The 14,044-nt window shown below is 73.2% G+C and carries 11 protein-coding genes; 8 read left to right on the top strand and 3 right to left on the bottom strand.

Annotated features, from left to right (window positions below):
- The first annotated feature begins 96 nt into the window (after positions 1–96).
- The gene (locus P696_RS0125865) at positions 97–309 is read left to right on the top strand and encodes a hypothetical protein (RefSeq protein WP_026414593.1); all 213 of its coding nucleotides are present in this window, start codon (positions 97–99) and stop codon (positions 307–309) included.
- Between the two features lie 30 nt (positions 310–339).
- Here P696_RS0125865 and P696_RS0125860 read toward each other — a convergent pair whose 3' ends face one another.
- Complete coding sequence (locus tag P696_RS0125860; protein ID WP_026414592.1) at positions 340–1,749, bottom strand: FAD/NAD(P)-binding protein; 1,410 nt, start codon at positions 1,747–1,749, stop codon at positions 340–342.
- 289 nt (positions 1,750–2,038) lie between these two features.
- Here P696_RS0125860 and P696_RS0125855 point away from each other — a divergent pair, with 289 nt between their 5' ends.
- Genes P696_RS0125855 through P696_RS0125840 form a run of 4 tightly spaced genes read left to right on the top strand, consistent with a single transcriptional unit; the run spans position 2,039 to position 7,497 of the window.
- On the top strand, positions 2,039–3,094 hold the full coding sequence (locus P696_RS0125855; RefSeq protein WP_026414591.1) for a LacI family DNA-binding transcriptional regulator: 1,056 nt from the start codon (positions 2,039–2,041) through the stop codon (positions 3,092–3,094).
- On the top strand, positions 3,091–4,614 hold the full coding sequence (locus P696_RS0125850) for a sugar ABC transporter ATP-binding protein (protein WP_026414590.1): 1,524 nt from the start codon (positions 3,091–3,093) through the stop codon (positions 4,612–4,614). Before P696_RS0125855 ends, P696_RS0125850 begins: the two co-directional genes overlap by 4 nt.
- A complete protein-coding gene (locus tag P696_RS0125845) occupies positions 4,611–6,566 on the top strand; it encodes an ABC transporter permease/substrate-binding protein (RefSeq protein ID WP_026414589.1) in 1,956 nt (651 codons plus the stop codon). The genes P696_RS0125850 and P696_RS0125845 overlap by 4 nt, the downstream gene beginning before the upstream one ends.
- A 28-nt stretch (positions 6,567–6,594) precedes the next feature.
- A complete protein-coding gene (locus tag P696_RS0125840) occupies positions 6,595–7,497 on the top strand; it encodes a ribokinase (RefSeq protein ID WP_026414588.1) in 903 nt (300 codons plus the stop codon).
- A 53-nt stretch (positions 7,498–7,550) separates the two neighbouring features.
- On the opposite strand, the gene P696_RS0125835 is transcribed toward P696_RS0125840, so the two are convergent.
- The gene (locus P696_RS0125835; protein WP_026414587.1) at positions 7,551–7,985 is read right to left on the bottom strand and encodes a PH domain-containing protein; all 435 of its coding nucleotides are present in this window, start codon (positions 7,983–7,985) and stop codon (positions 7,551–7,553) included.
- A gap of 57 nt (positions 7,986–8,042) precedes the next feature.
- Between P696_RS0125835 and P696_RS0125830 the strand changes: the two genes are divergently transcribed.
- The 3 genes from P696_RS0125830 (at position 8,043) to P696_RS0125820 (ending at position 11,939) form a co-directional block, all read left to right on the top strand.
- Positions 8,043–8,531 (top strand): LURP-one-related/scramblase family protein, encoded by a 489-nt coding sequence (locus tag P696_RS0125830; RefSeq protein WP_026414586.1) that lies wholly within the window; start codon positions 8,043–8,045, stop codon positions 8,529–8,531.
- A 124-nt stretch (positions 8,532–8,655) separates the two neighbouring features.
- On the top strand, positions 8,656–9,582 hold the full coding sequence (locus tag P696_RS0125825; RefSeq protein WP_026414585.1) for a Ppx/GppA family phosphatase: 927 nt from the start codon (positions 8,656–8,658) through the stop codon (positions 9,580–9,582).
- A gap of 212 nt (positions 9,583–9,794) precedes the next feature.
- Positions 9,795–11,939 carry an MMPL family transporter gene (locus P696_RS0125820; RefSeq protein WP_026414584.1) on the top strand — a complete coding sequence of 715 codons (2,145 nt, stop codon included), beginning with the start codon at positions 9,795–9,797 and terminating at the stop codon, positions 11,937–11,939.
- On the opposite strand, the gene P696_RS48150 is transcribed toward P696_RS0125820, so the two are convergent.
- On the bottom strand, positions 11,899–14,043 hold the full coding sequence (locus P696_RS48150) for a protein kinase domain-containing protein (protein ID WP_051468181.1): 2,145 nt from the start codon (positions 14,041–14,043) through the stop codon (positions 11,899–11,901). The two genes, P696_RS0125820 and P696_RS48150, sit on opposite strands and share 41 nt — an antisense overlap.
- Between the last annotated feature and the right edge of the window lies 1 nt (position 14,044).

Here is a 14,044-nt window from a genome sequence, read left to right as displayed (position 1 = left end):
ACCTCCCGAGGGGATCCGCCGATCATTGACCGCCCGGGCCGCCCGGTCAAGACCCCGGAATGTCACACAGTGTGTCCGGTCTGTAGCGTTGGGTGCATGAAAGTCTGGACGGGCCCGGACGGCCTGCGCGTCACGGCCGTCCCGCTGGACGGCTCGCACCGCGCCTGGGCCGACTTCGCGGGCGTCCCCGCCGACGCCACCTCGGCCTTCCTGGTCACCCGCGCGGGGCAGCCGGTAGGCCGAGGCTGGTACACGACCGTCGAGGATCTCGCCGAGCTCGTCGACCTGGCCTCCCTCACGCCCGCCTGAGCGCCCGGGCGGCCTCGCTCACGAGCACCCTCACGCTCGCGTGAGGGCTCGGGCGGTCCGCGCCGCCGCGCCGACGACGTCGGGGATGCCGCCCGTCAGGAACGGACGGCCGCCGTGCAGGTCGCCGACGACGTGGACGCGCGGGTCGGACGGCAGGATCCCGCCGTCCGGATGACGCGCCGCGAGCCCCTCCCTCAGCAGCGTGCCGACCAGCTCGGCGGCGGCCCGCGGGACGGACCCGGGCGGCGGGTTCACGGCGTTCACGACCACGTCCGCGTGGCGCGTCCCTCCGCCGGTCTCGATTATGAAGCCCCCCTCCGAGGCCCGGACGGACCGGACGGACCGGACGGACCGGACGTCCGCCAGCGAGTCCAGCTGACCGGAGTCGTAGAGCGCCAGCATGCGCACGGCGTTCACAGGGACCATCGGGGACGCCAGTGACACCGCCAGCCGGGCGTGCCGCCGCAGCGTCGCCCGGTCCGCCTCGGGCAGCAGCGGCCAGGCGGACGCCATGACGCCGTGGCAGGCGTCCTGGAGCAGCCGCCGCGCCTGCGAGTGGGTGCCCACCGTCTCGATCTGGCGGCGCAGCCGGGCGGCCGGGGCCTCGGTCGCGGCGGCGCGCAGGTCGGCCTCCAGGTCGCCGATGTCCTCGCCGAGGCCGTCCAGCTCGGCGCGCAGCAGGTCGCGGAGGCTCGCGAGGGTCACGTCCGCGCCGAGCGCCTCGACCGCCTCGACGGTGAGGCGCGTGGGCCGGTGGTCGTCCGGGCGCAGCCAGACGTGCGGGAGCATCCCGCCTCGCGACACCAGCGAGATCGGGCCCGCGTGGCCGCGCGCGGCGAGCGACACGGCCACGTCCACGGCGGTGAGCCTGCTGCCGATGATCGCGACGGACGCCTCCGGCCGCACGTCCGCCAGGGTGCGCGCCAGGGGATAGGGGTCGGTGACGTACCCGGGCGTCCCGTCCAGGCCGTGGAGGTCGGCCGGGGTGCCGGAGCCGACGCAGAGCACGAGCCGGTCGGCCTCGTGCTCACGGCCGTCCTCGGTGCGGATCCGCAGGTCTCCGGTCACGGCGACGACCCGCGCCCGCACCAGCCGAACGTTCCCGGCGGCCATCGCCTTCTCGGCCGTCTGCTCCAGGTACTCGCCGTACAGGGCGCGCGGGACGAGCGGCGCGCCCAGCAGGGGGTCGAGATGAGCCGCGCCGCGCTCGCCGAGCCAGGAGGCGTAGTGCTCCCGGTCACCGTGCCGCACCGACATGATCGCGGGCGGGACGTTCACGAGCACGCTGTCCAGGTCGGGTGCGTAGGGCCGTCCCCGCCAGGAGTGCGGGGACGGGTCGAACACCACGACATCGGGCGCGGCGCCGTCCGCGCCGGAGCGCGCGAGGGTGTCGACCAGGCCGACGGCGGCGGGGCCCGCTCCGATGATCGCGATTCGCATGGGTCGTTCCTTTCGGGGGTCGCTCGGTGGGGTCCCGGGTCCCACGACCGGCCAGGTGGGGGTGGTGACCGGGGTCCGCACCGGACAGAGTGATCATCATCCCGTTTGTCCGGAGTTCCGCCGCACCCCCCGTGGCCGAACGCCGCGGCCGCGTGCCCAGGGCGCGACGGCGGTGACCTGGGCGGCTCCTGATCTCCCTGCGTTTTGCGGGAATGAGGGTGATGGTGTAATCGTTTACACGAGCGGATGTAAACGATTACACCACCGGTTCCCGAGAGGGGGTGCGGACATGGCCGTCCAGGGCAGGGCCAGCGTCAAGGACGTGGCGAAGCTGGCGGGCGTGTCGGTCGCCACGGTCTCGCGCGTGCTGAACGACAGCGCGACCGTGTCGGAGTCCAACCGTGCCCGCGTGCTGGCGGCGGTCGAGCGGCTCGGGTACCGGCGCAACGCGGTCGCGCGCTCGCTGCGCACCGACGCGACCGGCACGATCGGGCTGGTCATCGGCGACATCCTCAACCCGTTCTTCACCGAGCTGGCGCGCGCCGTCGAGGACGAGGCGCGCATCGCCGGGTACGCGGTCGTGATCGGCAACGCCGACGAGCGGCCGGGCCGCCAGGACGACTACGTCCGGACGCTGCTGGAGCGCCGCGTCGACGGCCTGCTGCTGTGCCCCACCGCCGAGCTGACGCCGCTGGTCCGCGACACCGTCGAGTCCGGCACCCCGGTCGTCTTCCTCGACCGCACGCTGCACGGTCTCGACGTCCCGACCGTCCGGGCGGACGGCGCGGACGCGATCGACGAGCTGGTCGGGCACCTGCTCGCGCTGGGCCGCCGCCGTCCGGCGTTCGTGTCCGGCCCGGCGATCCTGTCGACCGGCCGCGAGCGCACCGACGCGTTCGCGTGCGCCCTGGCGCGCCGCGGCCTGCCGGTCCGGCCCGAGTACCTGGAGGAGGGCGACTTCCAGGCGGCCAGCGGCCGCGCCGCCCTCGCCCGGCTGCTCGACCTTCCCGACCCCCCCGACGCCGTGGTCGCCGGGGACAACCTGATGGCCCTCGGCGCGCTGGACGAGATCCACGCGCGCGGGCTGTCCATCCCGGGGGACATCGCGCTCGCCTCCTATGACGACGTCCCCTGGTTCATCCATCTCGACCCGCCGCTGACCGCGATCGCCCAGCCCGTCCAGGAGCTCGGAAGGCGCGCCGTGCGCGCGCTCACCGAGCGCGTGGCCGGGCGTGAGGTCGAGACGGTGACGCTGCGGGCGCGACTGGTCGTCCGCGGGTCCTGCGGGGAACCCCGTGAGAACCCGCGGGGCGGAAGGCACAACGAAGGGAGCGTTCCGGCATGAGCACCGGGAGATCCGGAGAGATCCTGCGCGTGCGGGGCCTGCGCAAGGGCTTCCCGGGCGTGCAGGCGCTGGACGGGGTCGACTTCGACCTCAGTCCGGGCGAGGTGCATGTGCTGCTCGGCGAGAACGGCGCCGGGAAGAGCACGCTGATCAAGACGCTGTCCGGGGCGCACCGTCCGGACGAGGGCACGATCGAGGTGGACGGGAGTCCCGTCGAGATCCGGTCGGCGCAGGACGCCGCGGCGCTCGGCATCGCGACCATCTACCAGGAGTTCAACCTCGTCCCCGAGCTGACCGTCGCCGAGAACCTGTTCCTCGGCCGCCAGCCGCGCCGGTTCGGCCTGGTCGACAAGCGGGCGATGAACGCGAGGGCGCGCGAGCTGCTGGCCCGCGTCGGCGTGGACGTCGACCCGGGCACCCGGATGGGCGACCTCGGCATCGCCCGCGCGCAGATGGTCGAGATCGCCAAGGCGCTCGGCCTGGACGCCCGGATCCTGATCATGGACGAGCCGACCGCCGTGCTGACCACCGGCGAGGTGGAGCGGCTGTTCGCGATCGTCTCCGGGCTGCGCGAGCAGGGCGTCGCGGTCGTGTTCATCACCCACCACCTGGAGGAGATCCCCCGCATCGGGGACCGGGTGACGGTGCTGCGCGACGGCCGCTCGGTCGGGCGCGTCCCGGCCGACACCCCCGAGCGCGAGCTGGTCCGGCTGATGGTCGGCCGGTCTATCGAGCAGCAGTACCCGCGCGAGCGGGCCGAGCCCGGTCCCGTCCTGCTGCAGGTGCGCGGGCTCGGCCGCGAGGGCGCGTTCGAGGACGTGTCGTTCGAGGTCCGGGCGGGCGAGGTCGTCGGCCTCGCGGGCCTGGTCGGCGCGGGCCGCACCGAGGTCGCCCGGGCGCTGTTCGGCGCGGACCGCTACGACACCGGCGAGGTGGTCGTGGACGGCAAGCGGCTGGCGCCGGGTTCGGTGCACGCGGCGCGGGAGGCGGGGCTCGGCCTCGTCCCCGAGGACCGCAAGGGCCAGGGCCTGGTGCTCGGCGCGGACGTCGGCGAGAACCTCGGTCTGGTCACGCTCGGCTCGGTCAGCCGCGCCGGTGTCGTGGACCGTTCCAAGCACCGCGCGGAGGCCGCCGGCATGGCCGACCGGCTCGGCGTGCGGATGCACGGCCTCGGCCAGGAGGTCCGCACGCTGTCGGGCGGCAACCAGCAGAAGGTCGTGATCGGCAAGTGGCTGCTCGCCGACGCCCGGGTGCTCGTCCTGGACGAGCCGACCCGCGGCGTCGACGTCGGCGCGAAGGTCGAGATCTACCAGCTGGTCAACCGGCTCACCGCGGCCGGACGCGCCGTCCTGATGATCTCCAGCGACCTGCCCGAGGTGCTGGGGATGAGCGACCGGGTGCTGGTCATGGCACGCGGCCGGATCGCCGGTGAGCTGGCGTCCGCCGAGGCCACCCAGGACGCGGTGATGGAGCTCGCCGTGTCGAGCACCCCCGAGAACTCCCAGAAGGACCCATCATGAGCACCACCACACCGCGTGAGACGCGGCAGAGCAACGGAGCGGGCGCGGCGAGCATCGCCCGGCGATTCCTCGGGGAGAACGGGGCGCTGGCCGGGCTGGTCGTCCTGGTGATCGTCCTGGCGCTGATGTCCAGTGACTTCCTCACCGTCACCAACCTGCTGAACGTCGGCGTCCAGGCGGCCGTGACCGCCATCCTCGCGTTCGGTGTCACCTTCGTCATCGTCACCGGCGGCATCGACCTGTCGGTCGGCGCGGTCGCCGCGCTGTCGGCGGTCGTGCTCGCCTGGACGGCCACCGGCCACGGCGTGCCGTGGCCCATAGCGCTGGTCCTGGCCGTGCTCGTCGGCATCGCCGCCGGGCTGGTCAACGGCCTGCTCATCACCTACGGGAAGCTGCCGCCGTTCATCGCGACGCTCGCGATGCTCGGCGTGGCGCGCGGCCTGGCGCTGGTGATCTCCGACGGCAGCCCGATCCCGCTGCCGTCCGCGGTCACCCACCTCGGCGACACCATCGGCAAGTACCTGCCGGTGCCCGTCCTGGTGATGCTCGCGATGGGCGGGATCACCGCCCTGGTCCTGGCCCGCACCTACTCCGGCCGCGCGATGTACGCGATCGGCGGCAACGAGGAGGCCGCCCGGCTGTCCGGCATCCGGGTGGACCGGCAGAAGCTCGCCACCTACGCCCTGTCCGGCGCGTTCGCGGCCGTCGCCGGCGTCGTGCTGGCCTCCCGGCTCGCCTCGGCGCAGCCGCAGGCCGCCAACGGCTACGAGCTGGACGCCATCGCGGCCGTCGTCATCGGCGGCGCGAGCCTCGCGGGCGGCAAGGGCCGCGCGTTCGGCACCCTGGTCGGCGCGCTGATCCTCGCTGTCCTGCGCAACGGCCTCAACCTCCTGTCGGTGACGGCCTTCTGGCAGCAGGTCGTGATCGGCGTCGTGATCGCCCTCGCCGTCCTGCTGGACACCGTCCGGCGCAAGGGGCTGCGGCTGTCGTCCCGGCAGGCGTGGGCCGGCGCGGCCGTCGCCCTCGCGGCGGTCGTCGCGATCGCGGTCGGCGTCGCCTCCACCGGCGACAAGTCCGGCGGATCGGGCGGCGTCGCGGGCGGCGCGCACAAGAACATCAAGATCGGCCTGTCGGTCTCCACGCTGAACAACCCGTTCTTCGTCCAGTTCCGGGACGGAGCGCAGGCGGAGGCGAAGAAGCAGGGCGTCACGCTGACCGTCCAGGACGCCCAGAACGACGCGTCCCAGCAGGTCAACCAGGTGCAGAACTACAGCAGCCAGGGCATGAAGGCGATCGTGATCAACCCGGTCGACTCCGACGCCGCCGCGCCCGCGGTCCAGGCCGCCAACCGGTCCGGCATCCCGGTGGTCGCCGCCGACCGCACCGTGAACGGCGCGAAGCTGGCCCAGTTCGTGGCGTCCGACAACGTGGCGGGCGGCAAGGACGCGGCCAAGACCCTCGCCGGGTCGCTCGGCGGCCAGGGCAAGATCGTGATCATCCAGGGCCAGCCGGGCACCTCGGCCTCCCGCGAGCGCGGCCAGGGCTTCCTGGAGGGCATCAAGCAGTACCCCGGCATCCAGGTCGTGGCCAAGCAGCCCGCGGACTTCGACCGGACCAAGGGCCTGGACGTCATGACCAACCTGCTCCAGTCGAACCCCGACGTGAAGGGCGTGTTCGCCGAGAACGACGAGATGGCGCTCGGCGCGATCAAGGCGCTCGGCAAGAAGGCCGGCTCGCAGGTCAAGGTCGTCGGCTTCGACGGCACCCCGGACGGCGTCAAGGCGGTCAAGGCGGGCACGCTGTTCGCGACCGTCGCCCAGCAGCCCCGGCTGCTCGGCCAGATGGCGGTGCAGAGCGCGATCAAGGCGGCCCAGGGTGAGAAGATCGACGCGACGAACGCGGTGCCGGTGAAGGTCGCGACCCGCGAGAACGCCGACCAGTTCGCGGGCTGAGGCGGCGGCTGAAGAGGGGGAGAAGCGGATGGCGCACGAGGTGGTCGTGGTGGGGTCGGTGAACGCCGACCTGGTCGTCCGGGTCGACCGGCGGCCCGGACCGGGGGAGACGGTGCTCGGCTCCGACCTCGCCACGCTGCCCGGCGGCAAGGGCGCCAACCAGGCCGTGGCCGCCGGACGGCTCGGCGGCCGGGTCGGCATCCTGGCCCGCACCGGCGACGACGGCAACGGCGCGCTGCTGCGCGAGTCGCTCGGCGCCGCCGGGGTGGACGTGTCGCACCTGCTGGTCGCCGAGGGGCCGTCCGGGGTCGCGCTGATCACGGTCGGCCCGGACGGCGACAACAGCATCATCGTGTCGCCCGGCGCGAACGGCCGGCTCACCAAGCACGACGTCCTGTCCGCCCGGGAGCTGATCTCGGGCGCGGCGGTGGTGTCGCTGCAGCTGGAGATCCCGCAGCCGACCGTCGCGGCGGCCGCCCGCACGGCGGCGGACGCCGGGGCGCGCGTGGTGCTGAACCTGTCGCCCGCCGCGTCGATCCCGTCCGACCTGCTCGCGCTCTGCGACCCGCTGGTGGTCAACGAGCACGAGGCGGCGTTCCTGCTGCCCGACCACGACCCGTCCGACGACCCGGCCACGCTGGCGACCTGCCTGCTGGACCTCGGGCCGAGGTCGGTCGTGATCACCCTCGGCGAGGACGGCGCGCTCGTCGCCACCCGCGACGGCGTCCGGTCCGTCGAGTCGCCGAAGGTCGTGGCGCTGGACACCACCGGCGCCGGGGACGCCTTCACCGCGGCCCTCTGCCTGCGGCTCGCGCGCGGCGACGGCCTGGAGTCGGCGGCGCGGTTCGCGGTCCGGGTGGGCGCGGCGGCGGTGCGGGGGGAGGGCGCGCAGTCGTCCTACCCGGCCGAGGGCGACGAACTGCCCGTCTGATCGACGGTCATCTTCTGGGACGGCTCGGGCCTCGGCCCGGGCCGTCCTCGTTCTCAGGCGGTCGCGCGGTCCCGGAGCTCGGTGAGGGTGTCGGCGACGTCCCGGACGTCCGCGCCCAGGTCGAACCGGCTGAGCATGATCAGGTCGTCCTCGGTCTCGATCTCCAGCAGCAGCGTCTTACTGAACAGGCGCCTGCGCTCGTCCACCCGGACGGCGGTGACCTCCGGCCAGGCCAGCCGCGTCCGCGTCGCGTAACCGCGCACGGCCGTAAGCCCTTCCACGTCGGCCTCCAGGCGGACGGGGGCGAGCACGTCGCGCACCGCGAGCGCGGTCGCGCCGACCGCCGCCACCCCCGCGAGCAGCACGAACTGCGGATCGTCCAGGGAGAGCACCGTCAGCGCGGCGAGCGCGACGGCCGCCGCGATCTTCACGGCGGTCTGCGCGGGCGGCACCCGCCACCGGACGGCGGGTTGCGTGTCCTCACTCACGTCGGCCACGGTATCCGTAGTGGCGGCTCCCGCCGCCGCGGGGACGGAGGCACGGGCATGAAGTTCCTCATTCGCGACCGGGTGTTCGGGGTCGGCGAGGATTTCTGGGTCGAGGACGAGAACGGCCGGAAGGTCTTCCTCGTCGACGGCAAGGCCCTGCGGATCCGGCAGACCTTCGAGCTGAAGACCCGCGAGGGCGAGGTCGTGGCGGTGATCCGCAAGAAGCTGATGAGCGTGCACGACTCGATGGTGGTCGAACGCGGCGGCGACCGGATCGCGACCGTGCACAAGAAGCACTTCACGCTCTTCCGCGACCAGCTCAAGGTCGACCACGAGGGCGGCGGCGAGTGGACCGTCCGCGGCGACCTGCTCGACAAGGAGTACGGGATCGAGGGCGAGGAGGGCCCGGTCGCGCTCATCTCGCGCAAGTGGTTCCGGGTCCGCGACACCTACGCGGTCGACATCGTGGACGGCTACGACGTCCCGCTCGCGCTCGCCGTGGCGGTCTGCGTGGACGCCCTCACCGAGGAGAAACGCGACGACTGATCCGGCGCGACGACTGATCCGGCACGGCGACATCCGGAACGGCGGCCGGTCGATATCGGGCCTCTGACGCGGTATCGGGCCTCTGATTCGGTACCGGGCCTTCCGCACCTATAGCGTTCGCACCATGCGACTCGGTGTGCTGGACGTCGGGTCCAACACGGTGCATCTGCTCGTGGTGGACGCCCATCGGGGGGCCCGGCCCCTGCCCGCCTTCTCCCACAAGGAGGAGATGCGCCTGGCCGCCCATCTCGAGGGCGACCGGCTGACGGCGGAGGGCGAGGCGCGGCTGACCGCGTTCGTCCGGGACGCGCTGCGCATCGCCGAGGACAAGGGCGTGGAGAACCTGGTCGCGTTCGCGACCTCCGCCGTCCGCGAGGCGGGCAACGGCACCGAGGTCCTGGCCCGGCTGCGCGCCTCGACCGGGGTGGACATCCAGGTGCTGCCCGGCCCGGAGGAGGCGCGGCTGACCTTCCTCGCGGTGCGCCGCTGGTTCGGCTGGTCGTCCGGCCGGCTGCTGGTGGTGGACATCGGCGGCGGGTCGCTGGAGATCGCGACCGGCATCGACGAGGCCCCGGACGTCGCGATCTCGCTGCCGCTCGGCGTCGGCCGGCTCACCCGGGACTGGTTCGAGTCCGACCCGCCGTCCGCCGAGCGGGTGCGCGAGCTGCGCCGGCACGTCCGCGCCGAGATCGCCCGCCACGTCGGGGAGGTCTCCCGTTACGGCAGGCCGGACCACGCGGTCGCCACGTCCAAGACGTTCCGCCAGCTCGCCCGGATCGCCGGCGCCCCGCCGTCCTCGGACGGCCCGCTCGCGCGGCGCGAGCTGAGGCACTCCGACCTCACCGAGTGGGCGGACAAGCTCGCCCGGATGCCGGTCGCCGAACGCGCCGGGCTGCCGGGCGTGTCCGAGCGGCGCGCGCCGCTGCTGCCCGCCGGGGCGGTCGTCGCGGACGCCGCGATGGACCTGTTCGGGCTGCGCGTCCTCGAGGTGTGCCCGTGGGCGCTGCGCGAGGGCGTCATCCTGCGCCGCCTCGACATGATCACCGGCTGACCGGAACGGCGGGAACGGAGGCGGTGGTCCGGCCGCGGGGCCGGACCATCGGTCGCCGGGCGCGCTGGCCGCTTGCGGACGTCGTCGGTGCGGTCACCTGCGCGCTTGTGGCCAGGGGACTTTACGTTTCCTTGGATTAACGCGATATGTCTTGCTCGTCCTGAAAGGTCGAGTTGCACTGGGAGCGGGCGGCCACGCTTCCGAGGGGTGCGATGACGGGCGCGAACAGGATCTCCGCACTGCCGTGCGGACGCTGGAGCAAGTGGGTGGTCATCCTCGTCTGGGTCGTGATCGTCGTGGTCGCGGCGCCGATGGCCGGAAAGCTCGTCCACGTGCAGAAGAACGACGCCTCGTCCTGGCTGCCGAAGAGGGCCGAGTCCACCGAGGCCTACAACCTGTCCCGGCCGTTCGTGCCGTCCGACGAGTATCCGGCGGTGATCGTCTACGAGCGGGACGGTGGCGCGGTCACGACGGCCGACCGGGCCAAGGCCGCCGCCGACGCGGTCGCGCTGAAGTCCGTCACGGGCAAGTCGAAGGGCGAGGCGCGCCGGGGCATCGTCTCGACCGTGCAGGGTCCGGTGGTCTCCAAGGACGGTCGGGCGCTGCAGACGATCGTCAACGTCAAGGTCGGGTCGTCCGGCTGGGACCTGCTCGGGACCGGCGTGAAGGACTTCCGCAAGATCACCCGGAACGGGAATCCGCCCGGGCTCTCCGCGCACGTCACCGGCCCGGCGGGATACGGCGGCGACTTCGGCAACGTGTTCAGCGGCTTCGACAAGACGCTCCTGCTGATCACCGCCGCGATCGTGATCCTCATCCTGCTGCTCACCTACCGCAGCCCGCTGCTCTGGATGCTGCCGCTGATCTGCGTGTTCTTCGCCCTGGAGACGGCGCAGGGGGTGGTGTACCTGCTCGCCAGGCACGCCGGGCTGACCGTGAACGGGCAGGCCGCGTTCATCCTGACCGTGCTGGTGTTCGGGGCGGGCACCGACTACGCGCTGCTGCTCATCGCCCGCTACCGGGAGGAGCTGCGGCGGCACCGGGACCGCCACGAGGCGATGGCGATCGCGCTGCACCGCGCCGGGCCGGCGATCGTCGCGAGCGGCACCACGGTCGCGATCAGCATGCTGGTGCTGCTGGTCGCCGAGCTGAACTCGACCAAGAGCATGGGGCCGGTGATGGCGATCGGCGTCGCCGTCGCGCTGCTCGCCGAGGTCACGCTGCTGCCCGCGATCCTCGTCGCGCTCGGCCGCTGGGTCTTCTGGCCGCGGCGTCCCGGTTACGGCACCACCGAACCGGCCGAGCACGGCCTGTGGGCCCGCGCGGGGACGTGGATCGCGGTGCGTCCACGCGTGACCTGGCTCGGCACGGCGATCGTCCTCGGCGCCCTGTCCGCCGGGCTGTTCACCCTGCACACGGGACCGGTCGCCAACAAGGACGCCTTCAGCGCCGGAAAACCGGACTCGGTGACCGGCGAGGAGGTGCTGACCAGGCACTTCCCCGCCGGTACCGGCTCACCGGTCGTGATCGTCTCCAACGCGGCGCAGCAGCCGCAGGTGCAGGCGGCGGCGTCGGGAGTGCCGGGCATCGTCGGCGTCCACCAGGTCGGGCCGTCCAAGGGCGGTGTCGCGTACATGGAGGGCACGCTGACCGCCCCGGCCGACAGCGGCGCCGCGTTCCGGACCGTCAAGGACGCGCGGACGGCCGTCCACCGGGTCCCGGACGCGGCGGCGAAGGTCGGGGGCGGATCGGCGTTCAACCTGGACGTCAACACCGCGTCCCGGCATGACCAGTGGCTCGTCATCCCGATCGTCCTCGGCGTCGTGGTCGTCATCCTTGGGCTACTGCTGCGGGCGGTGGTCGCACCGGTGGTGCTGGTGCTGACCGTGGTGCTCTCCTACGCGGCGGCGCTCGGGGTGAGCGCGTTGATGTTCAAGCACGTTTTCGGGTTCGCCGGGGTGGACCAGTCGTTCCCGCTCTGGACGTTCGTCTTCCTCGTCGCCCTCGGAACCGACTACAACATCTTCCTCATGACGCGCGTGCACGAGGAGGCCAAACGGCACGGCACGCGGCGCGGGGCGCTCATCGGCCTCGCCGCGACCGGCGGCGTGATCACCTCGGCGGGCGCCGTCCTCGCCGGGACGTTCGCCGCGCTCGGCTCGCTGCCGCTGGTGTTCGTGACCGCGCTCGGCTTCACCGTCGCGTTCGGCGTCCTGCTGGACACCTTCGTCGTCCGGTCGGTGCTGGTCACCGCGCTCAACCTGGACGTCGGCGCGCGCCTGTGGTGGCCGAGTCGCCTCGGGCGCGAACCGGCCGTCACCAGCCCGGGTGAGCGAGAGAGGTCCCCTGCGGGCTGACCCTCCGGTCACCCGTGCCGTCGGCGCGCACCGCCCAGACCACGGGCGTGGCGTACGGTCCCCGCGTGTAGGCGACCCAGGAGCCGTCGCGGGACCACACCGGGTCCATCGCGTGCTCGGACGAGGTCACCAGGCGGTGCGCGCCGGACCCGTCGGCCTGCATGATCCAGATCTCGCCGTGCGGGTACGCGCCGTGGGTGAACACGATGCGCGCGCCGTCCGGGGACCACGAGGGATCCTTGGCGAAGACGTCGTCCTTGGTCAGGCGGACGCCGGGCTGGTCGGGGTGCTGCGGGTCGAGCAGGTAGATCTGGTTCTGCCCGGACGCGGCGCTGAAGTACGCGAGCTTGCCGGACCGTCCCCAGGACGGATCGTCCTTGACGGCGTCGTCGGTGGTGAGCTGCGTGGTCTTCCCGTCGGCGACGGTGACGACGTGGAGCTGGTTGACGCCCGCGTCGTCCTTGGCGAAGTAGGCGATCTGGCGGCCGTCGGGCGACCAGGCCGTCCGTCCGCCGCCGATCTTGTCGACGAGCTTGGCCGCGTTCGAGCCGTCGGCGTCCGCCGTCCAGAGCTGGTTCCCGCTGCCGGTCCTCCTCGTGAAGGCGAACTTGCGCAGGCCGGGAGCGTAGGCGGGCAGCATGTCGCAGCTTCCGGACGTCACCGCCGCCGGTGCCCCGCCGATGTTCGCCGAGTAGCGGACGATGCGCGCGTGACACTTCTGTGGCCAGCCGGGCGCGGTGTCCTGGCGGGCGAGCAGCGTCTCGCTGGGGAACGCGGCGGCGGCCGAGGCCGACTTCGAACTGCCGGACGACTTGTCGTGCCCGGACTTGGAGAGCAGGTAGGCGGTGCCGCCTCCGGCCGCCATGACCGCCGCGACCGCGAGCGCCACGAGGATGGGGGCGGTGCGGCGCTTCGTCGCGGTGCGTGTGGGCCGTTCTCCGGGGTGTGTCCTTGGGACGGGGCCGTTGCCGGGGCCGTAGACGGGGGTTGGACGGTCGGGGCCAGGGACGGGGACGGTATTTGCGCGGTTGGGAGGAGGTTGTTCCTGCGCGAAGCCCTTGGCCGTCTCGGTCGGCGGGTGCGTTCGCTCGTTCCGCGCCACGTCGGTCGGGGGATGCGTGGCGGCGTCAGCGGTCGGTGTGGGGACGGAGCGGACGTCGTCGGACGGCCGCTGCGGGAACGGGGCGGGGGCCGCCTCCGGGAGCGGTCGAGGGGGCGGTTGGGGGAGCGGTTGGGGGAGCGGCTCGTCCCAGGCCTGGTTCAGCGTGGTCGACACGGCGGCCTCGGACGCGCCGCCGACGAGGCCGAGCAGCAGGTCCTGGGCGCTCGGACGGCTCTTCGGGTCCTTGGCGAGCGCCCGCCGGACCAGTCCGGCCAGCGGCTCGGTCGTGAGCGCGGAGAGGTCGGGCTCGGCGTGCAGCGACCGCGCGATCATGATCTCGAACGAGCCGCTGCCGAAGGGGTTCTGCCCGCTGGCGGCGTAGGCGACCAGGCAGCCCCAGGCGAACACGTCCACGGCCGGGGTCATCTGCTGGCCGCTGACCTGCTCGGGCGCGATGTACCCGGGCGTCCCGACGACCTGGCCGGTGCGGGTGTGCGAGACCGCGACGTCCAGGGCGCGGGCGATCCCGAAGTCGATGACACGTGGGCCGGTCAGCGACAGCAGCACGTTGCTCGGCTTGAGGTCGCGGTGCACGAGCCCGGCCGAGTGGATCGCGACCAGGGCCGCCGCCACCCCGACCGCCACGCCGTGCAGCATGCCGGGGCTGAGCGGCCCGCGCTGCCGCATGTGCTGCTCCAGCGACGGGCCCTCGATGTACTCGGTGACCAGGTAGGCCAGGCCGAGGTCACGGCCGTGCTCGTGCACCTGCGCGGTGCAGAACGAGGCGACCCGCTCGGCGTTCACGGCCTCGTCGTGGAAGCGCGCGAGGAACGCCGGGTCACCGGCCAGCTCGGGCCGGACGACCTTGACCGCGACGCGGCGGCCGTCACCGTCGGCGCGGCCGAGGTAGACCGCGCCCATCCCGCCCTCGCCGATCTTGGACTCGATCCGGTACGCGCCGACGCGCACCGGGTCGTCCGGTCCCAGCGGCCGACCAGCCATG

Origin of the sequence: Actinomadura oligospora ATCC 43269 (genome assembly GCF_000518265.1) — a bacterium.
Lineage (GTDB): Bacteria > Actinomycetota > Actinomycetes > Streptosporangiales > Streptosporangiaceae > Spirillospora > Spirillospora oligospora.
The sequence above is the reverse complement of the archived record's forward strand: the minus strand, read 5'-3'. Positions and strand labels throughout refer to the sequence as shown.